This is a genomic window from Streptosporangium sp. CA-115845 (assembly GCF_050943795.1).
Lineage (GTDB): Bacteria > Actinomycetota > Actinomycetes > Streptosporangiales > Streptosporangiaceae > Streptosporangium.
In genome coordinates, this window is the sequence record NZ_CP191988.1 from 2331880 (window position 1) to 2357168 (window position 25289).

At 70.8% G+C, this 25289-nt stretch carries 24 protein-coding genes; 9 read left to right on the forward strand and 15 right to left on the reverse strand.

The window, feature by feature from the left end; translation table 11 throughout:
• Window positions 1–133 precede the first annotated feature (133 nt).
• The 4 genes from rimO to ACQP0P_RS12885 all read left to right on the forward strand — a co-directional run bounded on the left by rimO (window position 134) and on the right by ACQP0P_RS12885 (window position 3229).
• Entirely contained in the window at window positions 134–1543 is a 1410-nt protein-coding gene (gene rimO, locus ACQP0P_RS12870; protein ID WP_433375353.1) for a 30S ribosomal protein S12 methylthiotransferase RimO, read from the forward strand.
• 25 nt (window positions 1544–1568) lie between these two features.
• Window positions 1569–2174 carry a CDP-diacylglycerol--glycerol-3-phosphate 3-phosphatidyltransferase gene (pgsA, locus tag ACQP0P_RS12875; protein WP_433375356.1) on the forward strand — a complete coding sequence of 202 codons (606 nt, stop codon included), beginning with the start codon at window positions 1569–1571 and terminating at the stop codon, window positions 2172–2174.
• Entirely contained in the window at window positions 2171–2674 is a 504-nt protein-coding gene (locus tag ACQP0P_RS12880) for a CinA family protein (RefSeq protein WP_433375359.1), read from the forward strand. Before pgsA ends, ACQP0P_RS12880 begins: the two co-directional genes overlap by 4 nt.
• Window positions 2675–2881: 207 nt before the next feature.
• A complete protein-coding gene (locus ACQP0P_RS12885; protein ID WP_030904158.1) occupies window positions 2882–3229 on the forward strand; it encodes a helix-turn-helix domain-containing protein in 348 nt (115 codons plus the stop codon).
• Here the strand turns inward: ACQP0P_RS12885 and ACQP0P_RS12890 are convergent.
• The 3 genes from ACQP0P_RS12890 to ACQP0P_RS12900 all read right to left on the reverse strand — a co-directional run bounded on the left by ACQP0P_RS12890 (window position 3226) and on the right by ACQP0P_RS12900 (window position 6230).
• Window positions 3226–4017, reverse strand: a complete 792-nt coding sequence (locus ACQP0P_RS12890) for an Fpg/Nei family DNA glycosylase (protein WP_433375362.1) — start codon at window positions 4015–4017, stop codon at window positions 3226–3228. The two genes, ACQP0P_RS12885 and ACQP0P_RS12890, sit on opposite strands and share 4 nt — an antisense overlap.
• A 78-nt stretch (window positions 4018–4095) precedes the next feature.
• Complete coding sequence (locus ACQP0P_RS12895) at window positions 4096–4545, reverse strand: RrF2 family transcriptional regulator (protein ID WP_326637143.1); 450 nt, start codon at window positions 4543–4545, stop codon at window positions 4096–4098.
• 20 nt (window positions 4546–4565) lie between these two features.
• The gene (locus ACQP0P_RS12900; RefSeq protein ID WP_433375366.1) at window positions 4566–6230 is read right to left on the reverse strand and encodes a condensation domain-containing protein; all 1665 of its coding nucleotides are present in this window, start codon (window positions 6228–6230) and stop codon (window positions 4566–4568) included.
• Between the two features lie 348 nt (window positions 6231–6578).
• On the opposite strand from ACQP0P_RS12900, the gene ACQP0P_RS12905 reads away from it, so the two are divergent.
• A complete protein-coding gene (locus ACQP0P_RS12905) occupies window positions 6579–7757 on the forward strand; it encodes an ROK family protein (RefSeq protein ID WP_433375369.1) in 1179 nt (392 codons plus the stop codon).
• A 246-nt stretch (window positions 7758–8003) separates the two neighbouring features.
• On the opposite strand, the gene ACQP0P_RS12910 is transcribed toward ACQP0P_RS12905, so the two are convergent.
• Window positions 8004–9515, reverse strand: a complete 1512-nt coding sequence (locus ACQP0P_RS12910) for a glycoside hydrolase family 3 protein (protein WP_433375372.1) — start codon at window positions 9513–9515, stop codon at window positions 8004–8006.
• A 166-nt stretch (window positions 9516–9681) separates the two neighbouring features.
• Here ACQP0P_RS12910 and ACQP0P_RS12915 point away from each other — a divergent pair, with 166 nt between their 5' ends.
• Window positions 9682–10803 (forward strand): condensation domain-containing protein, encoded by a 1122-nt coding sequence (locus ACQP0P_RS12915; protein WP_433375375.1) that lies wholly within the window; start codon window positions 9682–9684, stop codon window positions 10801–10803.
• 29 nt (window positions 10804–10832) lie between these two features.
• Here ACQP0P_RS12915 and ACQP0P_RS12920 read toward each other — a convergent pair whose 3' ends face one another.
• From ACQP0P_RS12920 to ACQP0P_RS12935, 4 genes are all read right to left on the reverse strand, one after another.
• Complete coding sequence (locus ACQP0P_RS12920) at window positions 10833–12287, reverse strand: glycoside hydrolase family 3 protein (RefSeq protein WP_433375378.1); 1455 nt, start codon at window positions 12285–12287, stop codon at window positions 10833–10835.
• Window positions 12288–12395: 108 nt separating this feature from the next.
• Entirely contained in the window at window positions 12396–13277 is an 882-nt protein-coding gene (locus ACQP0P_RS12925) for a carbohydrate ABC transporter permease (protein ID WP_433375381.1), read from the reverse strand.
• A complete protein-coding gene (locus ACQP0P_RS12930; protein ID WP_433375384.1) occupies window positions 13274–14281 on the reverse strand; it encodes a carbohydrate ABC transporter permease in 1008 nt (335 codons plus the stop codon). The genes ACQP0P_RS12925 and ACQP0P_RS12930 overlap by 4 nt, the downstream gene beginning before the upstream one ends.
• A gap of 2 nt (window positions 14282–14283) precedes the next feature.
• Window positions 14284–15621 carry a sugar ABC transporter substrate-binding protein gene (locus ACQP0P_RS12935; protein WP_433375387.1) on the reverse strand — a complete coding sequence of 446 codons (1338 nt, stop codon included), beginning with the start codon at window positions 15619–15621 and terminating at the stop codon, window positions 14284–14286.
• A 197-nt stretch (window positions 15622–15818) separates the two neighbouring features.
• On the opposite strand from ACQP0P_RS12935, the gene ACQP0P_RS12940 reads away from it, so the two are divergent.
• On the forward strand, window positions 15819–16991 hold the full coding sequence (locus ACQP0P_RS12940; protein WP_433375390.1) for an ROK family transcriptional regulator: 1173 nt from the start codon (window positions 15819–15821) through the stop codon (window positions 16989–16991).
• 237 nt (window positions 16992–17228) lie between these two features.
• Window positions 17229–17873, forward strand: a complete 645-nt coding sequence (locus ACQP0P_RS12945; protein ID WP_433375393.1) for a M15 family metallopeptidase — start codon at window positions 17229–17231, stop codon at window positions 17871–17873.
• A 92-nt stretch (window positions 17874–17965) separates the two neighbouring features.
• On the opposite strand, the gene ACQP0P_RS12950 is transcribed toward ACQP0P_RS12945, so the two are convergent.
• On the reverse strand, window positions 17966–18931 hold the full coding sequence (locus ACQP0P_RS12950) for a helix-turn-helix domain-containing protein (protein WP_433375396.1): 966 nt from the start codon (window positions 18929–18931) through the stop codon (window positions 17966–17968).
• 70 nt (window positions 18932–19001) lie between these two features.
• Here ACQP0P_RS12950 and ACQP0P_RS12955 point away from each other — a divergent pair, with 70 nt between their 5' ends.
• Window positions 19002–19325 carry a cupin domain-containing protein gene (locus ACQP0P_RS12955; protein WP_433375399.1) on the forward strand — a complete coding sequence of 108 codons (324 nt, stop codon included), beginning with the start codon at window positions 19002–19004 and terminating at the stop codon, window positions 19323–19325.
• Window positions 19326–19543: 218 nt separating this feature from the next.
• Here ACQP0P_RS12955 and ACQP0P_RS12960 read toward each other — a convergent pair whose 3' ends face one another.
• From ACQP0P_RS12960 to ACQP0P_RS12985, 6 genes are all read right to left on the reverse strand, one after another.
• Window positions 19544–20728 carry a CU044_5270 family protein gene (locus ACQP0P_RS12960; RefSeq protein ID WP_433375406.1) on the reverse strand — a complete coding sequence of 395 codons (1185 nt, stop codon included), beginning with the start codon at window positions 20726–20728 and terminating at the stop codon, window positions 19544–19546.
• Window positions 20725–21276 (reverse strand): RNA polymerase sigma factor, encoded by a 552-nt coding sequence (locus ACQP0P_RS12965; protein WP_433375409.1) that lies wholly within the window; start codon window positions 21274–21276, stop codon window positions 20725–20727. Before ACQP0P_RS12965 ends, ACQP0P_RS12960 begins: the two co-directional genes overlap by 4 nt.
• A 218-nt stretch (window positions 21277–21494) precedes the next feature.
• A complete protein-coding gene (locus ACQP0P_RS12970; RefSeq protein WP_433375412.1) occupies window positions 21495–23324 on the reverse strand; it encodes a N,N-dimethylformamidase beta subunit family domain-containing protein in 1830 nt (609 codons plus the stop codon).
• Between the two features lie 102 nt (window positions 23325–23426).
• A complete protein-coding gene (locus ACQP0P_RS12975) occupies window positions 23427–24821 on the reverse strand; it encodes a hypothetical protein (RefSeq protein WP_433375415.1) in 1395 nt (464 codons plus the stop codon).
• Between the two features lie 28 nt (window positions 24822–24849).
• Window positions 24850–25113, reverse strand: coding sequence for an acyl carrier protein (locus tag ACQP0P_RS12980; RefSeq protein WP_433375418.1), 264 nt, complete (start codon window positions 25111–25113; stop codon window positions 24850–24852).
• Window positions 25114–25115: 2 nt separating this feature from the next.
• A complete protein-coding gene (locus ACQP0P_RS12985; RefSeq protein WP_350913117.1) occupies window positions 25116–25289 on the reverse strand; it encodes an MbtH family protein in 174 nt (57 codons plus the stop codon).

Below are 25289 nucleotides of genomic sequence, written 5' to 3' on the forward strand. Positions count from 1 at the left end.
TCGGCGCGGTGGGTCTCACCTTCCGGACTCCCGTCTTCGCGGCGGGATGTCCGGGGCGGACGGGGATGCGGCGGTGCTGGAGTGGGGGAGGTGCATCGGGTAGTGGCCAACTCCCGATACCGTAGTGTTCACCATGTCATCCCGCCGAACCGCATCGCTGATCACACTCGGTTGCGCACGCAACGAGGTCGACTCCGAAGAGCTCGCCGCTCGTCTTGAGGCTGCCGGCTGGCAGCTGGGCGACGACGACCCCGACGTCGTCGTCGTCAACACGTGTGGCTTCATCGACTCAGCGAAAAAGGACTCCATCGACACGCTGCTCGCCGCGGCCGACTCCGGGGCCAAGGTGGTCGCCGCGGGTTGCATGGCGGAGCGGTACGGTGACCAGCTCGCCGAGGCGCTGCCCGAGGCCGCGGCGGTCATCTCCTTCGACGACTACACCGAGATCGGCACCCGCCTCGACGACGTGCTGGCGGGCAGGCCGCTCGTCCCGCACAGCCCCCGTGACCGCAGGACCCTGCTGCCCATCTCGCCGGTGGAGCGTGCCGCCGCCCCCAAGACCGCCATTCCCGGCCACGGCGAGCTGCCCGAGGGCCTGGCACCCGCCAGTGGTCCCCGGCCGCTCCGCAAGCGCCTGGGCGAAGGGCCGGTGGCCTCGCTGAAGCTGGCCTCCGGCTGCGACCGGCGCTGCACGTTCTGCGCCATCCCCGCCTTCCGCGGGGCGTACGTCTCGCGCCGCTCCGAGGAACTCCTCGGTGAGGCCGCCTGGCTGGCCGAGCAGGGTGTCAAGGAGCTGGTGCTGGTCAGCGAGAACTCCACCTCCTACGGCAAGGACCTGGGCGACCTGCGGGCGCTGGAGAAGCTGCTGCCCTCGCTCGCCGCGACCGAGGGCGTCGAACGGGTACGCGTCAGCTACCTGCAACCCGCCGAGCTCCGCCCGGGGCTGCTGGAGATCATCTCCTCGACGGAGGGGGTGGCCCCCTACTTCGACCTGTCCTTCCAGCACGCCAGCGGTCCCGTGCTCCGCCGGATGCGCCGCTTCGGTGACCCCGCGCGCTTCCTCGACCTCCTGGAGTCGATCCGCGCCCACGCCCCCGAGGCGGGCGTGCGCTCCAACTTCATCGTGGGCTTCCCCGGCGAGACCGAGGAGGAGTTCGGTGAGCTGGTGGGCTTCCTGGAGAAGGCCAGGCTCGACGTGATCGGCATCTTCGGTTACTCCGACGAGGAGGGCACCGAGGCGGCCTCGCTCCCGGGCAAGCTCGACCAGGAGATCGTCGACGCCAGGGTGTCCACGCTCACCGAGCTGGCCGAGGAGCTCATGGCCCAGCGGGCCGAGGAGCGGATCGGCACCGAGGTCGACGTCCTGATCGAGGAGGACCTGGGCGACGGCGGCTACGAGGGCCGCGCCGCCCACCAGGGGCCCGAGGTCGACGGCTCAGTGACGGTCCAGGGCATCGGACTGGTCCCCGGCCAGATCGTCCGGGCCGTCGTGGTCGACTCGGAGGGGGTCGACCTGATCGCCCGCATCAAGGCGGCCCCATGAACGCGCCACCGGGCCGGGAGAGCGTATGACCAACACGCCAGAGACCGGCACCGACCCGACAGCGGTACCCGCGCGCCCCACGGTGAGCGCCTGGAACATCGCCAATGTCGTGACGGTGATACGACTGGCGATGGTTCCGTTCTTCGTGGCCTGCCTCTTCCTGCCGGGATCCGGCTGGAGGGTGACCGCGCTGGTGGTCTTCATGGTGGCCTCGCTCACCGACCTGCTCGACGGCGAGCTGGCCCGCCGCTACGGCCTGATCACCGATTTCGGGAAGATCGCCGATCCGATCGCCGACAAGGCCCTCATCGGTGCCGCACTGATCAGCCTGTCGGTGCTGGGGGAGTTGCCCTGGTGGGTCACCGTGGTGATCCTGGGCAGGGAGCTGGGCGTCACCGCGCTGAGGTTCGCGGTCATCCGGCACGGCGTCATCCCGGCCAGTTACGGTGGGAAGGTGAAGACCGTCCTGCAGATCGCTGCGATCGTCTCCTACATCTGGCCGGATGTGCCCGATCCGATCCGCTGGGTCGTCATGGGAGCGGCGACCGTCGTCACCGTCGGCACCGGCCTTGACTACGTGGTCCGGGCGATCAAGCTCAGGCAGGTCGCGAAGCGGGCACGGGCCGTATGAGCCACCGCCTGCTCGCGACCACCACGGTCCTCTCCCTTCTCGTCCGCGGTGGCGAGACGGTGGCGGTGGCCGAGTCACTGACCGCCGGGCTGATCGGAGCGGCCCTCACAGAGCCGCCGGGAGCCTCCGCGGCCTTCCTGGGAGGGGTCATCTCCTACTCCAGTGAGCTCAAGCAGCGGCTGCTGAACGTCCCCGCGGACCTGCTCGACCGGGAGGGCGCCGTGCACCCGCAGGTCGCCGCCGCCATGGCGACCGGGGTGCGCCTCCTGGCCGGCTCCACCTACGGTCTGGCCGTCACCGGTGTGGCCGGTCCCGAACCACAGGATGGTAAACCGGTCGGTACGGTTCATCTCGCCGTTAGCGGTCCGGACGGACGGGTATGGCACCGGGATCCGCAACTCGCGGGGACTCGTGAGCAGATCCGGGAATCGACGGTGAATGAGGCCGTAGACCTTCTCCGAGGTGTGCTGGAGGCGAACGTGGGGGAACATTCCGGGTGATTACCGCGTTACGTCCCCAGCGAACATGCTCCCCATGGTCTGCCGCGGCGTCGGTGGATACAGGTACGGTGGAACTGTGAGTGAGGTAAAGGTCAAGCGATGATGACGGCGAGGAGTATGTACCAAGGGTCGCGTTCGAAGAACGAGCGGCACGAACCGATAGCGCGGAGTGTCGTGAAGGCATCCGCGCCGGGGAGGGAGCGACAGATGGTCCTGCTGCGTCAGCTGCTCGGTGACGTGCTGCGGCGGCTGAGGGTGCGGCAGAGTCGCACCCTGCGTGAGGTGTCCACACTGGCTCGGGTTTCTCTTGGCTACTTGTCCGAGGTGGAGCGTGGCCAGAAGGAGGCCTCTTCAGAGCTGCTCGCGTCGATTTGCGGTGCCCTGGGCGTGCCGCTTTCACAGGTTCTTCGTGAGGTCTCCGACCAGTTCGCGTTGGCCGAGCTCCAGCACGCTCCGGTGCTGGCGGGCGATGTCCCCGAGCGGGAGCGCCTGCCGATTCCCGAGACCGTGCCCGATTCCGTCTTCCCCGAGGTCAACGACATGGTCGCCGCCTAGCCGGTCGATTCTTCCGGCTGGCAGTGACGGCACCAGACGATCAGCCGTTCCTGCGGCTGTGCACCCATCTCCCCGCGACTGATCCGATGCCCGCAGCGCAGGCAAGGCCGCCCGGCCCTGCCGTAGACCCAGGCGCCCCGTCCCGGACGGGGGTCGCCCGTCGTGGTCCTGTTCGGGCGCTCCTTGTTCGCGTCCATCAACCGTCGCGCGAGCGAAACGATCGCCTCCAGATCCTTTACCGCACCCACCGGTCGCCACGGCCACACCCCGGTGAGAAAAAGCGTCTCGGCGCGATAGATGGTGCCGATTCCCGCCAGGTTGCGCTGATCGAGCAGCGCGACCCCGATGCTCGTCTCAGGCCGCCGCGCCAGCCGCCGTACGGCCTCGGTCTCGTCCCAGTCCTCTCCGAGCAGGTCGGGTCCGAGATGCCCGACGAGTCGCCCCTCCTCCTCGGCTCGGACGAGGTCGACCATGCCCAGCCGGACTCCCACCGCCTGCCACTCCGCGTTGGCCAGCACCAGGCGGACGACGTCGCCTCGGGGCAGTCCCCGCCCCGAGGGCGAGATCTGCCAGCTCCCGTCCATCCTCAGATGGGTGTGGACGGTCAGGCCACCCTCGACGCGGGTGAGCAGATGTTTGCCGCGTGAGACGGTCTCCAGCACCGCACGCCCGGTGAGATCGGCCGTGGAGTGGCGCGGCACACGGAAGTCCGAGCGGGTCAGCGTCCGCCCGTCGAGTGCCCGGCAGAGCCGCAGTGCGGCCTGGTGGACGACGTCACCCTCGGGCATGGCAGCCGCAGGGAGACACGTGCCGGCCGCGGGCGGGCGGTACCGGCACGATCACGGGGGACGTCGCGGGCGGCACGGTCAGTCCCAGGCCGCGGGGTCGGCGGACAGGCTGCGAACCCGCTCGGGAAGGGCCCCGGTGGCCACGTTCTCAAGCGTGACCTCTTCCAGGATCGCCCGCTCACTGGCGCGCAGCGCGATCCAGACCTGCTGCAGCGACTCGGCGGGACCCCGGTAGCCGACGTGCTCGGGCCGCTCCCCTCTGACGTTGGCAAGTGGGCCGTCAACGGCACGGATCACATCGGCCAGGCTGATCTCGGCGGGCGGGCGGGCCAGCACGTAGCCCCCCTCGGGGCCACGCTGGCCGCGGACCAGCCCGGCGCGGCGCATTTGGAGCAGGATGTTCTCAAGATACTTGGGAGGCATGTCCTGCTCTTTGGCCAGCTCCCCTACCGTGGTGGGGCCATCACCTGCGGCGGCGAGTTCGGCGGCGGCACGGAGGGCATAGTCGACACGAGCGGATAGGCGCATGTAACCGATTATCCCGCCTGCTATTGGTTACTTACGCGCCAGGGCCACTGAGACGTCGAACGGCGTCCGTCGCCCTCGCTGAGGACGGGGCCGTAGGGCGACGCGCCGGTGGGTTCCGGCGCGTGCACGACGTAACGGTGGGGGGCCATCGCGGAGGTGCGGCCCGGCAGCAGGGCGAGGCAGGCCGCGCGGATCTCCTCGGCGGTTCCTGAGGTGACGTGGCAGGTCAGGAGCCCGTCCGGAGTGCGTACCACGCGATGGGGCCTTCCCTGGACCGCCGCACCGACGAGCCGCTCCACCGCGCGGAGGCTCACCCAGCAGGAGTCGGTGTAGATCCAGTCCGCATCACGCTCTATAGGCGAAATTCCCGATATATTCGTAATGTCGCAAGCGTGGACATCCCCGTCTCCGGCCGCGATCAGGAGCCGGGCGAGCCCGGTCCCGAAGCCCTCCGCCTGCTCCCGGCTCATCACTCGCGGATCGATCCAGAGCGTCAGATCCACCACCTCCTCCAGCCGGTTGGCCCAGAGCGCGAGGTGTGCGGGAAGCGAGGCCTCCGGCAGCCAGTCGCACTCGACCTCGGCGGCGGGTGCCGGTTCCGGCCCGGAGACGGTGACACCGCTCATGTCGTTGAAGACGCAGTCACGGGCGAAGTTCACCCCCCGCTCGGCGTTGACCCCCTCGATCACCTCCCAGAGCGCTGCGGAGTCGAAACGGCTGTGCTGGTACGCGGAGAGGGAGGCACCGCGGAAGCGGTGGACGGCCTCGTCGAAGGTGGGGGCGTCCAGTTCCGCGGTGATCAGCGCGTCCTGGGCCAGCGGCCCGACGTAGTCGCGCAGCTCGGGCCGTACCCGGTTGCTCGCCAGCGACGCGATCACGCAGGTTCGCTGCGTGTTCCACAGGCCGAGCAGGACGCCCAGCGCGGCGAGTGTGATCGCCGAGCGGCTGGCCCCCGTGCGGCTCGCGACGGCTTCCAGCGCCTTGGCCGCCGGCGCCGAGCGGACCCGCAACCGGGGGCGGATCGCGTCGGCGTCGGAGCTCTCGTCGACCGCGAACATCGACTGCGGTGCCCGCCGCAGGCCGCTCTCCCAGTGCCGCAGCGCCGCCTCGGTCCGGCGCAGGGCCGCAGGGGTGCTCTCGGCGGTCGCGAGGTCCAGCGGTTGCATCGGGTACGGCGCCGGTACGGCGACTCCCCGGATCAGACGCTCCCACTCCCTCATGAGGGTGGCCAGGCCGATGGCGTCGACCGAGGTGTGGGGTAGGACGAACACCACCAGGCGGGGGTCCTCGCCCTCGGTGATCACGGCGACCCGGATCGGAAGCTCGCCCTCCAGATCGAACCGGGTGCCCTGCATCCGCAGGCCCACATCCTCGGCGACCTCGTCCGCAAGGCCGGTCCCGGCACTGTGCACCCCGACGGGCAGCGAGCCGGAACCGGCCACGACCTGGACGCCTGAGTGGATGGTGGCCCGCAGTCCCTCGTACCGGGAGAGCAGCCGCCCGATCGCCTCGGCGACGGCGGGCAGGGAGCTTCTCCCGGGGAGGCGCCTGGTGACGCGGAAGTTCATGTGCAGCGGCGGGTCGCGGAGCACGCAACGCGCCATGTTGGCCTGGCCCATGGTCACGGGCCCCTGCCGGGCCTGTGGCCCCGTGTAGTCGGCCGCGATCCTCATGACGGTATCCATGTCGAGACCTGCCTCGTCACCGGTCGGCCAGGGGCTTACTGAAAAGAATCTTTACCATTTCCGGGAGTGTTCCATGCGCCGTGTCGACGTCGCAAGCCCTTGATTTTCTGGATGCGCGGTGGTTCGCCGACTCCTGGGCGACGGGGTGCGGGCGGCGCGCGAGAACCGGAGGGGCCCATCCTGGGGGACGGGGCGGCAGGCGGGGACGCGGCGTGGCGGGGGACCCTCGCGCACCTCCGCCGGGCCTCCGCCGGGCTAAGCTATCAGGAAGTCTTATTAATGATTAGAACCGTTATTCTTGCTTGAATGTAATTGCGACGGGGAAACGGCGAACAAGAGAGCATGCGTATGGAGCGACGTCCTGGCGTGCCCAGGCTATTGAGGGAGATCAACGACAGGGCCGCCCTGGAGTTGTTGCTCGCCTCCGGGCCGCTGACACGGGGACAGATCGGGGAGCTCACGGGTCTTTCCAAGGTGACGGCGTCCCAGACGCTCGCCCGTCTGGAAGGGCGCGGCCTGGTAGAGGTGGCGGGGGAGCAGGCGGGGGGCCGCGGGCCTAATGCCGCGCTTTATGGGATTATTTCCTCCTCGGCCTATGTGGCGGGCCTGGATGTCGGCCCGGAATTCGTCACGACCGCCATCGCGGATATCCATGGGGAGATCGTCGCCGAAGTGCGGGTGGCGCCGAACGGGCATGAGGATCCGGTCGCTCTGGTGCACAGCGGGGTGGTCAAGGCCTGCCGGTCCGCCAAGGTCGCGCTCTCCAAGCTGCGCGCGGTCGTCATCGGAACTCCGGGCGTGGTCGATCCCCGTACCGGCGACGTGCGGTTCTCCTTCGACCTGCCGGGCTGGCACGAGGGCATCCACGAGGCGCTCGCCCGCGACCTGCGCCGCGACGTCAGGATAGAGAACGACGTGAACCTCGTCGCCATCGCCGAGCGCACCCTGGGTGCCGCCCGCGAGGTCGATGACTTCGTGCTCCTGTGGGTGGGCCGCGGCATCGGCCTCGGTGTCGTGCTCGGCGGGCGGCTGCACCGCGGCCGGTCCGGCAGCGCGGGTGAGATCGGCTACCTGCCGGTGCCCGGCGTGCCGCTGGCCGAGGATGTGCGGGCCGTGCCCGGCAGGCTGCCGTCGCTCGCCGGTGGCCTGCAGTCCCTGGTCAGCGCCGAGGCGGTCGCCGAACTCGCCGCGACGTACGGCTTCGAGGGGGAGAGCGCCGCCGAGTGTGTCGCGGCGGCGGTCGCGGCGGGGGAGCGGGGAGAGCCTCTGATCAACGACATCGCCGGGCGGCTGGCGCTGGGCGTGGCGTCGGTGTGCGTCGTGCTCGACCCCGGGCTCGTGGTGCTCGCCGGCGAGGTCAGCAGGGCCGGAGGTGACGCGCTCACCTTCAGGATCGAGGAGGCGGTGGCCAGGAGCTGCCCGGTCCGGCCGCAGGTGGTGGCCAGTGAGGTGACCGGCAACCCGGTGCTGCGCGGGGCCGTCATAGCGGCTCTGGAGCAGGCCCGGGAGGAGATCTTCGCCTCCTGAGGCGTGTTTTGTGGATCTTCGCCTGTGCTGCGGACCGGCCGCGGTAGGCGGAAAGATCCACAAAACACGCTCTAGGAGGCTGGTGTTAAACGGCCGCTTAGCGATCATGGTGGAGCGTCACACCCACAGAGCGTCCATTCCGGAGGCAGATTCGGCCTCCAAGTGGAGTGTGTGCTCCCGATCCTCACCGTTTTTGACGGCTTGGTGGAGGGACCAAGATTACTTCGCGCGAAAAACACCAGCCTCCTAGTTCCGCGGCCGGTGGTGGCCCGCCAGGAGTTCGGCGGCGGCCCGGCCTGAGGCGGCGGTCGCGCCGTGGGTGGTGATGTGCGCGGCACCGGGGGTGGCCGGACCGGGCAGACCCATCTCCACCACGATCGCGTCGGGGCGGCGTGACAGCAGGGCCCCCAGGCGGTCCGCGACCCAGGCGTGCCGGTGGGCGTCGCGGACCACGATCACCAGCGGGCGCCCGGCGGCGGGCGGCGGGAGCGCGTCCTCGGCGCCGAGCCGGAGAGCCGTCGTGCCCGGCAGCAGCGCGGCCAGCGGCGAGGCGACGCCCCACGGGGTGGCACGGTCGACGGCGATGTTCGTCTCGGAGACGAGCTCGATCACCTGCGGCGCCGAGGGCAGCGGGAGCCCGTCGCCGCGGACCCGCAGGGCCCGCCTGGCCGCGGCGAGACCGGCGGGTCCGCCTCCCGGGGTCGCCGCCCCGGCCGTCCGGCGCCGCGCGGCGGACCAGGCGGCCAGGCGGCGGACCCGGGAGGCGGCCTCGGCCAGGCGTTCCTCGGGAAGGGTGCCGTCGGCCACCGCGGCCATGATGGCGTTGCGGATGAAGCCGACCACTCCGGGACCCTTGCGCTCGCCGCCCACGCAGATCGCGTCGGCCCCGGCGGCGAGGGCGCGGACCGCCGCCCCGGTCACGCCGTACCGCCCGGCGACCGAGGGCATCTCCACGCCGTCCGTCACGATCAGCCCGTCGAAGCCGAGTTCCTCCCTGAGTAGCCCGACCAGGATGCGGCCGCTCATGGTGGCGGGAGAGTCGGGGTCGTAGGCGGGGACGAGCAGGTGGCCGGTCATCACGGCCCGCACCCCGGCCTCGATGACGGCCCGGTAGGGCGGGAGCGTGGTGGCCGCGAGTTCCTCGGCCGAATAGGCGACGGTCGGCAGGTTGTCGTGCGAGTCGACGGCGGTGGCGCCGTGGCCGGGGAAGTGCTTGGCACAGCCGGCCACCCCGGCGGACTGGAGGCCGGTGACCCAGGCGCGGGCGTGCCGGGCGACCAGCCAGGGGTCGGTGCCGAACGCGCGGGTGCCGACGACGGGGTTGTCCAGGTCGGAGTTGACGTCGACCACGGGGGCGTAGTTGAGGTTGATGCCCGCGGCGGCCATGTCCAGCCCGACCTCTCGGGCGATCAGTTCGGTCAGCTCGGGGTCGTCCACCGCGCCGAGTGCGAGGTTGCCGGGGCGCGAGCTGCCGGTGAGCGCCTCCAGCCGGGTGACGTCGCCCGCCTCCTCGTCGGTGGCGATCACCACGTCGGGGTTCTCCGCGCGCAGGGCGGCGGTCAGCGTTCTGACCTGCTCGCCGTCCACGAGGTTCCGGGAGTAGAGCGCGACCCCGCCGAGCCCTCCGGCGAGCCGCCTCCGCAGCCAGTCGGGCGCCTCCACGCCCACGAATCCGGGTTGCAGCACGGTGTCGGCAAGCTCGGCCAGTTCGGGGCTCGCGCCATTTGGCCCGCCTGTCCGGCCGCCACGAACGATCATCAACGCCTCCGGCTCGGTTCGTCACACGTCTGCTTGTCTCAGGCGTACCACATGTGTAGCATTCGGGGTGCATAAATAAACAAGAAACTTTCCTAATAATTGCCTGCCGAGGCCCGAGCCTCGGCGCCCATCCGAGGAGAGGTCACCCACGAGGGAGCAGGACAGGATGGCGCACACCCCCTTCGACCTGCGGGGAATCCCGCTGGCGCTGCACCTGAACGGTCCCGTCGACACTCCGGCACTACTGGGCGCGTGCGCCGCCGTGGCCGGTCGGCACCCGGTGCTCGGCCGGGTCAGGGTCACCCGTACGGAGTCGACCCCCGAGGGCTATCCCGGGGTCGCGGCGGTCGAGGCCACCCGCCCGTTCGACCTGGAGCGCGGCCCGCTCGCCCGGTTCACTCTCGTCCGGGTGGGGCCCGAGCGCGTCCGGCTGCTCTTCACCGCGCACGGGCGGGTGTTCGACGCCGGCTCCAAGGACCTCCTGGTCCGCGACCTGGCCGACGCCTACTTCTCGCGTGCGCCCCTCCCGCCGCCGGACGGTGCGCCGTCCGCGACGTGCGACCCGGCACGGCCCGACGGTGCCGAGGAGTTCTGGAGGGAGCGCGAGCGCGAGCCCGCAGAACCGGTCCTGCCCGGCCTGCGCGCCGTCCCGCACGGCACCGGCTCCGGCGAGATCGTCGAGATGGTGCTCGGCGCCGCGGAGTCCGGCGCCCTCACCGAGGCCGCCGCGACTCTCGGCGCGACCAGGTTCGAGTTGCTCCTGGCGGCCGTGGGCGTGCTGCTACGGGGCTACGGCACCGCCGCCTCGCCGCTCGCCCTCGACTTCGGGACCCGCACCTGCCGGACGCGCGAGCGCATCGGGTCGTTCGTCGCGCGGGTGCCGTTCGTCCCGCACCCCGGCCCTGACGAGGAGTTCCCCGCCTACCTGCGCGCGGTCCGGGCCGAGCTCCACGCCATGTACCGGTTCCGGCACGCGCCGCCGGAGCCATCCGCCTCGCCGGTGCTGTTCAGCTACCGCAGGAGGGCGGCCGTCCCGGAGTTCCCCGGTATCGGGGCGGGGGTGGAGTGGACCGTCTTCAACGGGGTGGCCCACGGCGCGCTGCACGTCCAGGCCGTGGACGCGGAGCGGAGTCTCACCCTCGGCCTCCGTTTCAACCCCGCCGTGATCGGTCACGACGACGTGTCCCAGATCGCGGGTCACCTGCGCGCGCTGCTGCGCGCCCTCGCCGCGGAACCCGGCGCGAAGGTCTCGGAACTGCTGGAGCCATCCCGCCCCGAGCCTTCCTAGGCTCGGGGCGGGGACAGGGGCACGGGCGCTCAGACGCCGAGGAGTTCGGCGGCGGCCTGCGCGTTGGCGCGGGCGGCGCCGTAGGTGGCCACGTAGGTCACGCCCTCGGGGCGCCAGATGGGCAGGCCCATCTCGACCACCGTGGTGTCGGGGCGGGCGGCCAGCAGCGCGGAGATCACCGACTTGCTGGCCTCGTAGCGATGGGCGTCCTTGACAACGACGATCAGGGAGCGGCCCGCGGCGCGTTCCAGGATGCCCGGCACGTCGGCGGCCTCCGGCTTGACCCGCAGCACCTCCGCCCGCGGCAGCAGCGGCGTGAAACCCCACGGCACGTCGCCGACCGCGATGGTCGGCGGGGTGTCCACCTCCACCACCAGCGGGTCGACCGGGGGAGGCGCCGAGCCGGTGAGGCTGACCGCGCGGCGGGCGGCGGTGAGGCCGATCACGTCCCGCTCGGCCTCGCCCGTGCGGGGCGTGCCGAACCAGGCGCGCAGGGCGGACACCCGCTCGGCGGCCTCCTCCAGGCGGGTCGCGGGCAGCCGCCCGTCCAGTACGGCGGCGACGATCTCGTCCAGGATCCGGTGGACGTCGTCCTCGGTGGGGATCGGGCCGAGGCAGAGCAGATCGGCTCCGGCGGCGAGGGAGAGCACCGAGCCGCCTGCCAGGCCGTAGGTGTCGGTGACGGCCCGCATGTCGAGGGCGTCGGTGACGATCACACCGTCGTAGCCCAGCTCGCCGCGGAGCAGGCCGGTCAGGGTGGCGGGGGAGAGTGTCGCGGGGAGCCCGCCGGTGACGGCGGGGACACGCACGTGCGCGGTCATGATGGACCTGGTTCCGGCCTCGATCGCGGCGCGGAAGGGCACGAGTTCGCGCTCGCGCAGCAGTTCGGCGGAGGCGTCGACGAGCGGGACCTCCAGATGGGAGTCCTGCCGGGTCGCGCCGTGGCCCGGGAAGTGCTTGACACAGGCGGCCACGCCCGCCGACTGCAGGCCGTGGACGGCGGCGACGGTGTGCCGGGCGACGAGCACGGCCTGAGCCCCGAACGAGCGGGTGCCGATCACCGGGTTGTCCTCGGCGGTGTTGACGTCCGCGGACGGGGCCATGTCCAGGTTGACGCCGCACCGGGCCAGGTCGTCGCCGATGGACCGGTAGACCCGCCGGGTGAGCTCGACGTCGTCCACGGCGCCGAGGGCGGCGTTGCCGGGATACGGGCTGCCGACGTGGTAGGCGAGCCTGGTGACGTCACCCCCCTCCTCGTCCAGTGAGATGACCGGGTCGCTTGTCTCACGCAGACGAGAGGTGAGGGCGGACAGCTGCGCGGCGTCGGCGACGTTGAAGCCGAAGAGCGTGACGCCGCCGAGACCGTCCTCCAGCTCCCGCAGGACCCACTCGGGTGCCTCGGTGCCCTGGAACGCGGCGAGCAGAGTGCCGGCCGCGAGACGACGCAGCCCCTGATCGCCGCGATCCGCGATGAGCTCAGACATGGCGGTAGGTGTTCCTTACCTGAGATGTAGGGGGAGCGGACATGGAACAGGCAGGGCTGGTACGGCTCGCGCCTTGTGGGTGCGAGCCGTACCAGCACCGATGGGGGATCAGCCCTTGACGGCGCCCGCGACGAGTCCGGAGACCATCCGCCGCTGCACCAGGAGAAAGAAGACGATGACCGGGATGGTCATCAGGGTGGAGGCGGCCATGATGCCGCCCCAGTCCACCGACCGCTGGCTGACGAAGTAGCGCAGCGCCACGGGCATGGTGTAGCTGCCCTGGTCGCCGATGAGCGTCAGCGCGAACACGAACTCGTTCCACGCGGTGATGAACGAGAAGATGCTCGTCGCGACGAGGCCGGGGGCCACCAGCGGGAACAGCACCCGCCAGAAGGTGGCGAACCGGCTCGCGCCGTCGATCCAGGCCGCCTCTTCCAGTTCCTTGGGAACCGCCGCGACGAAGGTGCGCAGCATCCAGATGGCGAACGGCAGCGTCATCGCGACGTTCACCACGATGAGACCGAGGAGCTGGTCGTACAGCCCGGCCCGCCTGACCATCATGAACAGCGGGATGAGCAGTGCCTCGCCGGGGACCATCTGCACGATGAGCAGCAGGATCAGGAACGAGGTGCGCCCGCGGAAGCGGAAGCGGGCCACCGCGGTCGCCGCCAGCAGCGAGAAGACCGCGCCGATGAGCACGGTGCCGAGGGCCACGATGGAGCTGTTGAGCAGGTAGCGCCAGATGGAGTGGCCGGCGACGCCCTCGGTGAAGACTCGCCGCACGTGTTCGAGCGTGGGATCGGTGGGGAAGGGGATGAAGTCCGTCGTGAAGATCTGCTCGCTGCTCTTGAAGGCGGTGCTCACCATCCAGTAGACGGGGAAGACCGCGAACAGGAACACCACGACGGCCGCGGTGTTCAGGCCGATGGTGCCGAGTCGCTTACGCTGCCGGAGATTCCCCCGCGGCCCGCGCCTGCCGTACGTCGTCATCGCACGTCCTCCGTTTTCACGATCTGGCGGACGTAGAAGAAGGTGATGAAGAGCAGGATCAGCGTCAGCACCACCGCGATGGCCGCGCCCATGCCCATCTTGGGCGGCGCGCTGAAGGCCTGGGTGAAGGCGAACAGCGACAGGTTGAACGCCTCCCGGTTGGAGGTGCCGCCCGCCAGCACGAACAGCTGGGTGAAGACCTTGAAGTCCCAGATCACCGAGAGCACGGTGAGCACCGCGAAGACCGGCTTCAGCAGCGGGAAGGTGATCTTCCAGAAGATCCGCCACGGGGCGGCGCCGTCCACCCTGGCCGCCTCGTACAGCTCCTTGGAGATGCTTTTCAGCCCGGCCAGCACCGAGACCGCGATGAACGGGAACGACGCCCAGACCACCGCGATGATCAGCACCAGGTAGATGGTGAACGCGTCGTTCAGCCACGGTTCGCCGGTCCAGTCGGAGCGGCCGAACAGCAGGGAGGAGAGCCAGTCGGGCAGCGCGTTGAGCGCCCAGTTGATGACCCCGGACTCCGCGTCGAACAGCCAGCGCCAGATGATCGCGGTGGCGATCTGCGGGGTGGCCCAGGCGGCCATGATGCCGACGATCAGGAAGGTCGACATCTTCTTGCCCAGCTTGTGCAGGAGCAGGCCGACCAGCGTGCCGAGCGTCAGGGTGAGCGCCACCGTGACGACGGCGAAGACCACCGTGTTACGCAGCGAGGTCCAGAACAGCTCGGACTCGATGAGCTTCTGGTAGTTCTCCAGGCCGACGGACTCGGCCGGTACTCCCCGGATCTGCCGCAGTCCCACGTTCTGGAAGGACATGACGACCATCTGGAAGAGCGGGTAGAGCAGCAGGCCCGCGATGACGATCAGGCCGGGGACGAGAAGCGCGTAGGGGACCACCCGGACGGGCAGTCCACTGGACCTGCGCGGGGCGCCTCGGTGCCCCCGCGCCGGGACGGAGGGGGAGCCCCCGTCCCGGGCGATGGTTGAGGTGTCTGCCATGACTACTGGTTCAGGATCTCTTCGAGTTCCTTGTTGGCGTCGGTCAGCGCGGTGTCGACGTCCTTCTTACCCTCGATGACCGAGCGGGCCGCGCTCTGCAGGACCGCCTTGGTGTCGTTGGCCTCGGCCCAGTTGGTGTCGTTCGGGAAGCCCTTGGCGACCTTGAAGGTCTCGGCGAACGGCGCCTGCACCGGGTCGGACGCGTACTCGGTCAGAGCCTCCGGGTAGAGCGGCAGCAGGCCACCCTCCTTGGCGTAGCGGGTGCCGAACTCCTTGCCGGCGGCCAGCTTGACGTACTCGGCGGACAGTTCGAGGTTCTTGGTGTCCTTCCAGATGGCGATGTCGTTGCCGCCCTGGAAGGCCGGGGCCGGGCCGCTGCCGTCCTTGGCCGGGAGCGAGAAGAAGGACATCTTCGCATCGTCGATCTTGCCGCCGCTCTGCTCCTTGATCGTGGTGATGTCCCAGCCGCCGGTCACGTACATGCCGACCTTGCCGTTGGCGAAGCGGGTCGCGATGTCCACCGAGTTCTGGGTCAGCGCGGACTTGCGCGAGACGCCGTGCTTGGTCACCAGGTCGGTGTAGTACTGGAAGCCCTCCTTGAACCCGGGCTCGGTCAGCTTGCCGACCCACTTGCCGCCCTCGAACGCGGCGAAGTCGCCGCCGGCCGACCAGACGAACGGGGAGAGCGACATGTTGGCGTCGGAGCCGCCGTTGAAGGCGAAGCCGTCGACGTCCTTGCCCTTCTTGGCGACGATCTTCTTGCCCGCCTCGACGAGCTCCTCCCAGGTCTTGGGCACCTCGATCTTCAGGTCCTCGAACCAGTCCTTGCGGTAGAGGACGGCGCGGGTGCCGCCACCCCACGGGGCGGCGTAGATCTTGCCGTCCACCGTCTCGTAGCCCCACAGGTTCTGCGGGATCTGCTGGAAGTCGGGGGCGGCCTTGACGATGTCGGTGATGTCGGTCAGCGCGTCCTGCGCCACCCAGGCGGCGACCTGGTCGTTGCCGAACTCGGTGACGTCGGGGCCCTCGCCGCCGGCGAGCGCGGCGGTCCACTTGGCCTGCGCGTCGGGCCACGGCACCCACTGGAGCTTGACCTCGGCGCCGGTGGTCTCCTTGAACTTGGCGTTCAGGTCGCCCATGAGCTTGTCCTGCTTCTCGTCCGGAGCGCCGAGGCGCCAGACGGTCAGGGTCTGACCTGCGAACTTGGGTCCGGACGCGGCGGGTGCCGACGCGTCGGAGCCGGCGGCCGGGGTGGCGGGCTCACTGCTGCCACACGCGGCGAGACCCAGGGCGAGGGCGGCCGTGGTGGCCGTCGTGGTGGCGATTCTCGCGAACTTCACTGGAGTTCTCCCTTTCAGGCTTTCGCCGGAGTTTGCACTCATCTGTTATGGCCGGGGCCCCCGCGACCCGTTGCACTCACTGGGAGCTGTCACAACCCGCGGTTCCGATCACTTGCCTGCGGGCTGGCTAGGGTTAAACTAACAAGAAACTTTCTTAAAAGAAACGATCGTTAGCGGATCGTGACGGGAGGACGGCCTTGTCCACACGCCCGGGGACTCCCCGGCTGCTGCGCCAGCTCAACGACCGCGCGGCGCTGGAGCTCCTGCTGTCCAGTGGCCCGCTAACCCGGGCTGAACTGGGAGAATACACCGGGCTCTCCAAGGTGACCGCGGGTCAGCTGCTCGCCAGGCTCCAGGAGCGAGACCTTGTCGCGGTGGTCGGCGAGCAGGCCGGCGGGCGCGGCCCCAACGCCGCGCTCTACGGGGTGGTGCCCTCCTGCGCGTACGTGGTCGGGCTTGACGTGCTCCCCGACCGGATCAGCGCCGGGATCGCCGACATCACCGGCACACTCGTCGCCGAGGTCTCGGCCGACCCCAGCGGGCACGACGACCCGGTACGGCTGGTGCGCGGTGCGGTCGGCCAGGCGTGCAGGGCCGCGGGCATCGGCGCGGACCGGCTCCGCGCCTTCGTGATCGGCACCCGGGGCGTCGTCGACCCCGGCACCGGCGACGTGCGGTTCTCCTTCGACCTGCCCTCCTGGCACAACGGCGTGCTCGCCGAGCTCCGTCGCGACCTCGGCGTCCCGGTGACGATCGAGAACGACGTGAACCTGGCCGCGCTGGCCGAGCGCGCGCACGGCGCGGCGCTGGGCGTCGACGACTTCGTGCTCGTCTGGGCCGGGGTCGGCCAGGGGCTCGGCGTCATGCTGGGCGGGCGGCTGCACCGCGGTTTCACCGGCGGCGCCGGTGAGATCGGCTGGCTTCCCGTCCCGGGCGAGCCGCTCCCCACCGACGTGAGCGAACCCCAGTCGGGCTCGTTCCAGCGCCTGGTCGGCGGCGACGCCGTGGCCGGGCTGGCGAGCGCCTACGGCATCGGTTCCGCCGCCGACGCGACTCCGGTGGGGGAGCGGGTCCGTACGGCCGTCGCGGAGGGTGCCGAGGCCTTTCTGGACGAGTTGGCCGGGCGGCTGGCGGTCGGCGTCGCCGCGGTCGCCGTGGTCCTTGACCCCGGGCTGATCGTGCTCAGCGGCGACGTCGGCAGGGCGGGCGGGGACGCGCTCGCCGCCAGGGTGCAGGATGCCGTGGCCCGGGTCTGCCCGAGCCAGCCCAGGGTCGTGGTCTCGCGGGTCAGGGGCAACCCCGTGCTGCGCGGCGCGCTGGTCTCGGCGCTGCAGCAGGCTCGGGAGCAGGTGTTCTCCGACACTGTCTGACGTTACCGTCTGACGTTCCTCCGCCCGGAGGACGCCGGCGGCCGATCCGTTCTCGATCCTCGCGGGTTCCTTACCGGACGACGGCACCGGACGACGGCACCGGACGACGACGGCCGGCGAAGTTCCGGAGCGCCGCTCTGCCGGGGAGGCCGAAGCCGGCGATCCGCCGACCGGCCCGTGACCCCTTCTGGAGGACTGGGTCTCCAACCGGCAGGTATTTGGTGAAGAATTGCCGTCATGCGTGACATCGTGCTGATCTCCGACGCCCGAGTCGCCTCGATCCCCGTCGAGGAGTCCGGTGAGCCCTTGATCGACGTGCGGGGGCGGTTGGAGACGGACGGGCGGCTCGCCGACGCCGAGGGGGCCTTCGCCCACCTGCGGCTCGGGCTGCTGGACCGGCTGGAGAAGGCGCAGGCACAGCTTCCCGGGGGATACCGGCTGCTGGTCGTGGAGGGCTACCGGCCACTGGCGGCCCAGAAAAAGATCTTCGATGACTACTCGGCGGAGTTGCGGGCGACATTTCCAGAAATGTCGCCTGCGGAGCTCCGGAGTGCGGCGAGTCGCTACGTCTCGCCCGTCGAGATCGCCCCGCACACCGCGGGAGCGGCGGTCGATCTGACCCTGTCCGCCGAGGACGGGACCGAGCTCGACATGGGCACCCCGCTCAACGCCACCCCCGAGCAGAGCGGCGGCGCCTGCTACACCGAGGCCCCCGGCCTGTCGGCCGAGGCCCGGTACCACCGCGAGATCCTCGGCGCGGCCCTGGAGGCGGTCGGCCTGGTCAACTATCCCACCGAGTGGTGGCACTGGTCCTACGGCGACCGCTACTGGGCCATGACCACCGGCACCCCGGCCGCCCTCTACGGTCCGGTCTCCGTCTGACCCTCGTACGGCCGGTCGGGCGGCGCTGCTCCGCGGTCACCGGACCGTGCTGGTCGGCGAGTACGGCGTCGACCCGCTCCGGCGGGTCCGTATCACGGGGAGGAGGGCTCACCGCGGCGGAAGGCGCGCCGGTAGGCGGTGGGGGTGGTGCGCAGGGCGCGGTGGAAACGCCTGCGGAGGTTGGTGGCCGAGGAGAGGCCGACCCTGACGGCGATCGCCTCGACGGGCAGGTCGGTCTCCTCCAGCAGGGCTCGGGCGGCCGCGATCCGCTGGCCGAGCAGCCACTGGCCGGGACTGACGCCGAGCTGTTCGGCGAACCGGCGGGCGAGGGTGCGAGTGGAGACCCCGGCCCGGGAGGCAAGATCATTTGCTGAAAGGGGCTCGTGGAGTCGTTCGGTCACCCAGTCGAGCATGGGGGCCAGGGAGCCGGGCGGGTGGTCGGCGGGAGGGGGCGCGGCGTACTGAAGCTGCCCGCCTTCACGGTGTGGCGGCATGACCATGTGCCGGGCGACCTGCGCGGCGTAGGCGGCGCCCTGGTCGGCACGGACCAGATGCAGGCACAGGTCGATACCGGCGGCTGTGCCGGCGCTGGTGGCGACGTCGCCGTGGTCGATGTACAGGGTGTCGGGGTCGACCTGGAGGTCGGGGAAGCGCGCCGCCAACTCGGCGGCCATTCGCCAGTGCGTGGTGGCCCGGCGGTGGCTGAGCAGACCGGCTTGGGCCAGCAGGAAGGTTCCGGAGCAGATCGCGACGATCCGGGCCCCGCGCCGATGGGTCAGCCGCAGCGCGCGCACGACGGCGGGTGAGGCGGGCGTATCCGGTCGTTGCCAGCCGGGGATCACGACCGTGTCCGCGGCGTCGAGCGCTGTCAGGCCCGCGGTCACCGCCATGTCGTACCCGGCCAGGGTGGGCATCCGGCCCGGGTACTCGGCGCAGACCTCGAACTCGTAGCGGACGGGCAGGCCGGGACGGCGCACGCCGAAGACCTCGGCGGCGCATGCGAGTTCGAAGGTGGACTGCGGCGGCAGGACCAGGGCGACGACGCGATGAACGGTCATGGCAGGAAAGTACCTGAGAATGTCATTCGGGACACTGGGCGGCCTGACCGTGTCCGGCCACGATGGGCTCATGACCGAAGCACACGACGATGTACAGATTCTGAATGTCGATGAGGTTGAACCCGTCGAGGTCGCCTCCGGTATCTTCCGGCGGCGGCTGCCCACCACCGAGTCGGCTCGTGGCTGGGTCTACGACTTCGCACCGGGCAGTGAATGGCCGGAGGTCGACGTGCACGACGGGGAGGAGCGCTACTACGTCGTGTCCGGCGAGTTCATCGACAGGGGTCATCGGCTCGGGCCGGGCAGCTACGTGGTGTTCGCCCCGGGCAGCACCCACCGCCCGCGCACGGAGACCGGAGCGCGCATGCTCGGCATCAGCATCCCCTGTCGTTAGGTGTACAGACCTGAGAGTGTCCGCAGGAAGGAACATCGGACCGGAAACCGGTGCCTGCCCGGGTGTTCGTCAACCCCGGAACCTACCGGTACCGGCTCGCCGGCCCGTCCCACTCATTTGCCCGCCGCCCGACCCCGCGAGCGTCGGCGGCGGGTGATCACTAAGAAGGGGACGCGCCACCGATCGCTCTGCCGGTCTCGCACGGATCGGTGAACGGCTCAGTTCCGCTGCGCGGGCAGTTTCGGTCGTTCGTCGGTCCAGCCGATCGCCTGGTACGAGGTGGAGTGGCGGATCTCCACCGGCCGTCCGTTCGCGAGCCTGCCCGCGATCGTCCATACCTCGGCGAGAGGCAGGCCGGTGCGGGAATCGACCACGAAACGGATGTCGGTGACCAGACCCGGCTCCTCGTCATCCTCCATCCGATAGCCGAGCGCCTGCCCGTGCCTGCCCAGCGGATCTGTGACCTTCCCCTCGGCCTGTATACCGGGAAGAGACGCGAGAATCCGATACGCGGACGCACGAGCCTCGGGGGACACCGGCAGGCTACTGATGATCCGCATGCAGGCTGCCCGAAGATGCCGCCCCATCACCTTCTCCACGTCTGTCTCGGCGTAATGAGCCCCCGTCAGCTGCCGGGTGATGCGCTCTTCCAGGTAGGTCCTGAGCTTCTCAGGCTCGCCGGGGATCGTGCGCACCTCCTTCCAGGTGATCAGCTCCGTCGTCAGGTCACCGGCCGAGCCCTTCCAACGGCCGTGAAGCCGCTCGGCGGTCCGCTCGCCTGGCGCGGCCTCCAGCGGCCCGATGCCGAACTGTTGCTCCCACTTGTTCTTCGGGTCTCGCCAGTCCTCGGGGTATCGCCAGCTGCTGGGCGCGCCCACGGCCCGCCAGGTCGCCTCATCCTGCGCGGTCGCGGGCCTGGCACCGAGATCCTGGCCGATGCGCCAACTCTGCAGATCCGGCCGCTCCGTCAGCCATTGTTCTCCAGACCTCCTGGTCTCGATCACGTAGCTGCGGGTGGGGTCGATCACCATCGACTGGTGGATCGTCGCGATACGCCAATAGTCGCCGTCCGCACGGGTCCGCTCCATGGCGGCGGCGGCGGCGAGCAGGATCTGCCTGGCGGTCGGCTCGGCCGTCGCGGACACCGACGTGTCGGGTTGAGACACGACGGAGATCGTGCTGTCGGAGAGCATCGTGGGGGCGACAACCGCTACCGCGACGGAGGCCGCGGCCAGGCCGAGCAGAGCGCGGCCAGGAAAGGTCATGAACCGCCGCCGGGCCGGGGGTTGTTCCAGCAGGACGATCTCCGCCAGCAGCGCGTCCGCTCCTGCGGTGGACGCCCGGCCGGCCAGGTCCTCATCCAGCACCCGCGCCCGGTTTTTGAAGATCTCGTCGTTGTTCACCGTGACTCCTTCTCGATGAGCGGCCGGGACACGAACCGAGCGGCCGAGGGGCGGGTCTTCTCCAGAGCCTTGGCGAAGCGCCTGCGGGCCCGATGCAGGCGAATACGGGCGGCGTTGCGGGAGCAGTCCAGCACCGTGGCGATCTCGCCGGGGTCGAGCCCCTCCCAGAGGGTCAGGGCCAGCAGCTCACGATCGCTATCGGAAAGCATGCCCATGGCCTCATCCACACCGTCCTGCTCACCGTGCTGGGAGGGGGCGGTGTAGAGGCGTTCGATCTCGGCGGTGAGTTCGGTGTGCCGGGTGAGCCTGCGCCGCTCGCTCCGGCGATGGTTGGCCAGGACCCGCCGAGCCACCCCGTACAGCCACAGCTTGCCGGCCTCACCGTCGGGGAACTCGGCTATCCGCCGCCAGGCGATCACATAGGTCTCGGCCACAACGTCGGCGGCGTCCTCGGGAGAGGAACACCGCCGCACGGCGTATCCGAGGATCCGCTCATGGGTTCGCCGGTACACCTCCTCGAACCGGGACCGGTCGTCGTGTTCACTCACGCGTCATCCTCGTCAGACCTTTCGAACACTGAGGGCTTTCACCTCCTACGTGTCCGCGGGCGACGGCAGAATTTCAGGCCGGGCATGAACGGCTGAGCCGTTCGGAGCGGGCCGGTGACGTCAAAGCCCTTCGTGGGGACGGTGTACTCGGCGTGGGCCTGTTCGAGGCGCGGTCCCCCAGGTCTGCCCCGGAGGCCGTCCCGGACAAGGGGAGACGGTCACGGCGTGAGGGTCGGCTCCAGGAGGTGCGCGCGGCGGAGCAGGGCGCGGTCGCGGGCGGTGCCGATCAGGGTGCCCGCGTGCCCGGTCAGCACGGTGCAGCCGCCCGCGTCGCACAGGTCGGTCCAGCCGGCCGGGGTCGCCACCGGCAGCCGCGTGCGGATCCTGCCGTCCGCGTCCGCCACGTACAGCCGGCCGTTCATCGCGGTCAGGGCCACGGCGCCGGAACCGGCCTCGACCAGGCTCCAGGCCGAGGTCTCCGGGTCGAGCAGCCACAGGCCGTCCGCGGCGGCGGCGAACAGCTCGCCGTTCACCATGCCCAGGCCGATCCCGCCACCGGGCCCGTCGGCGAGAGTGATCCAGCCGCGCTCGGGGTCACGGTAGACGAGCCGGTCGTCGGCGGTGAGACCGTACAGGCCGATCGGGTGGACGGCGGTGGCCTCCCTGGGGGTGGCGAGGGCGACGAGGGCGGGGGCGGTGCCCGCGGGACGCCAGCGCAGGTTCTGGCCCGAGACCTCGCGGGTGAGCAGCGAGCCGCCGGAGGTGGCACCGTACAGCAGGGAGTCGAACACGGTCAGCGCCCGGATCTCGTCCGCGGCGCCGATGGTCTCCCAGCCGTCCGCGCGCACCGAGAGCCGGTCCAGCACGTTGCGGGTGATCCGGTCCACGACCGGGTCGTGCAGGGTGTTGCCCCAGTTCACGGTGGAGGCGGTGAAGACCGTCCCGGCGCCGAGGCCGAAGACGCCCATCGTCGCCATACCGCCCTGGCCGTACCGGTGCCAGTGGCGCAGGTCAGCGGTGGCGAGGATGACGAAGGACGGCGGGGTGCCGTCGCGTCCGGTGGCCACCGGCACGCCGTCCTCCTCGACGAAGTCGCAGGCGTCCGTCTCGTAGCCGATGGCGCCCTTGCCGAACGTGTCGCCCTCGCCCAGCTTGGTGCCCTCGAACACCCAGTGTTCGGGGAAGCGGACGGTGTAGGACTCCTCGTGCATGAGCCGCATGTACGGGCCCCACGTCCCGGCGCCGCGCCGGAAGCTCACCCCGGTCAGGCCGTTCTCCGGGCGGTTCACCGGCGCGCTCGACCACTCGACCGTGGTGAGGCCGGGATCCATCGCGGCCATCGGGTCGGCGACCGCGTCGCGGTAGCAGACCATGGTGCGCCCCTCGTCCTCCAGCCGGAACTGCCACCAGCAGGTGTTGCCGGAGAAGACGGCCATGTTGCCACCCCGGCGGATGAACTCCTCGACGCTGTCGCGCATCCCCGCCGACCAGTACTCGTCGTGCCCGTTGATCATCAGCAGCCGGTAGCCGGCCAGCAGTTCGCGCCCGGAGTGCAGGTCCAGGGCGGAGCAGTAGTCGACGTCGTATCCGGCGGGACCCAGCCAGCGGATCATGCCCTCCTCCCAGCGCTCGGGCGGCGGCCCGCCGCCCGGCCGGTCGAAGGAGACGCGCGAGGCCCGGGTGGCCTGCTCGGTCCAGTAGATGGACTCGCCGGGAATGCCCGCCCGGTTGTACGCCTGCCAGGTCGGGAACGGGATCGACAGCAGGATCGGCGAGCCGGCCCTGGCGGCCCGTACGACGAAGTAGACCTCGCAGACACCCTCGTCGGCGGTGAAGATCGCGCGGTAGAGCGAGCTGGGCCAGCCGGCGGAGACGTCGAGCGTCCAGGACGGGCCGGTGAACTCCCCTTCGAGCACCGCCAGGTCCGTGGCCACGTCCTCGATCAGCACCGAGCCGCGCAGCGGGGCCCGGGAGGCGCGGGCGAGGTGGAAGCGGAGTGAGCCGCCCTGAACGCAGGACGTCGACTCGGCGTAGGCGTGGACCGTCATCGGGCTCCGGTTCCGGGCAGGAGGCCGGGCGGTGGGCGCCGGCCGGGGTGGGTGTGGGCCGTCATCGGGCACCTCCGGCGGGCCTCGGCGCCAAGCGGGAGGTCAACCGACCGGCTCCAGTACCTCACGGAACGCGGCCTCGACCAGCAGGGACTCCAGATCGAGGAGATAGCGTTCCATCGCGGGGCGGGACAGGTGGCGGGTGTCGGCGGTGAGCGAGACGCCCAGCCCGCCGGGCTCGCCGGTCACGTGCAGGCAGAACCGGCAGTTGAGCCTCTCCTGGCTGAGCGGCCAGCCGAGGGTCGTCTCCGCCAGCGCGTCCCGCACGGTCCGCTCGTCGGGGGAGGCGTCCACCTGGTCGGCGAAGCGCATGTCGTTGAAACAGCAGTACGGGTGGATCGGCGTGCCCCGCTCCCGGCTGATCCGCTCGGTGATCCGGTCCCGCTCGGCGGGGTCGTGATAGGCGGATCGGTAGGCGCGCAGCGCGGCGGGCTTGGCCGCGCGCAGCAGTTCGGTGAAGTCGCCCCGGCGCAGGTCCAGCACGAACAGGCCCTCCTGGGAGAGCGTGGTGACGGCGCCGGCCGTGTCGCCGCGGAAGCGGTTGCCCACGATCGGCAGCAACGCGCACACGTCGTGGCCGCCCACCTTTCCGGCCAGTACGGACGCGGCGGCCAGCAGGACCGTCGAGGTGCTCGTGCCGCGCACGGCGGCGATCCGCCGCACCGCCAGGTCCATCGCCCGCGAGACGAGTCGCGCCCGCCAGATCGGCGGATCCGCGGGTGCGTCCTCGCGCCGGTCGAACATGGTCGGCGGGATGCGCCGGTACTCGCCCTCCCAGTGCTCGGCGGCGATCCTCGCGACCTTCAGACCTCGCTCGGAGCCCTGCCAGCGGGCCAGATCCAGCGGTGAGGGCGGGGGCGGGCCCGGCAGGGAGCCGCGCAGCAGGAGCAGCCGCAGGTCCGTGACCGCCACCTCGGCCCCGAGGCCGTCGGCGGCCAGATGGCAGAAGACGAGCACGATGTGGGTGACCTCGCCGCGCTCGACGACGAGCCCGATCCGCAGCGGCCACTCGTTCCGGTAATCGAAGGCGGTCTGTGCCAGCGCGTCCCGCAGCCGCTCGGGGTCGCCCTCGGAGACGGTGACCGGGACGGCCCCGGTGGTCTCCAGCACCTGCCACGGCTCCGTGCCGCCGCCGTCTCCGTACCCGTGAGCCTTCGCGGGGAGCCGAGGGTACGGTCGCGTGCCGCCGTCCGCGGTTCCGTACGGGGGCTCGCCCAGCCTGGTGCGCAGCGACTCGTGCCGTTCCACCAGCGCGCGCAGCACCTCGGCGGCCCGCGCCACGGTGAGCGGTCCGGCCCGCCGGGGCACGGCGAGCACCCGGCCGAAGTTGAAGTAGTGGTCGTCCGGCGCCGTCCTTCGGATCGTGTCCCAGATGGCGCGCTGCCCCCAGGTCAGCGGTGCCGTCCCCGATCGGCTCCCCGAGAACCGGATGTCCATGTGCTCCCCCTGTCGTAGGAGTCGGAGGTCAGGAGCGCGAGCGCCGTGCCTCGTCGATGTGGCGCTCCAGCGCGTCCAGGTCGTCCAGCAGGTCGAGCCCGTCGCCCGACAGATCGATCTCCACCCCGAACTCGGTCTCCACCGCGTCGATCAGCCGCATCTGCGCCAGGGAGGTGACCCCCAGCGCGGACAACGGGACCGTGGCGGTCAGTGCCTCCCCGGCCGTGACCGCGCCGTCGGACGCCGAGGCCACCATCGCCGCCAGCCGTTCCCTGACCATTCGGTCGGACATCTTCAGGACCTCCTCGCGCTGAGCGGGCGCAGGTCGGTCCAGACGCGGTCGATGTGGGCGAGGCAGTCCTCCCTGGTACCGCGGGCGCCCTCGTGCCGCCAGCCGTCCGGCAGGTCCCGGCCGTCCGGCCAGATCGAGTACTGCTCCTCGTGGTTGACCACGACGTGGTAGTCCAA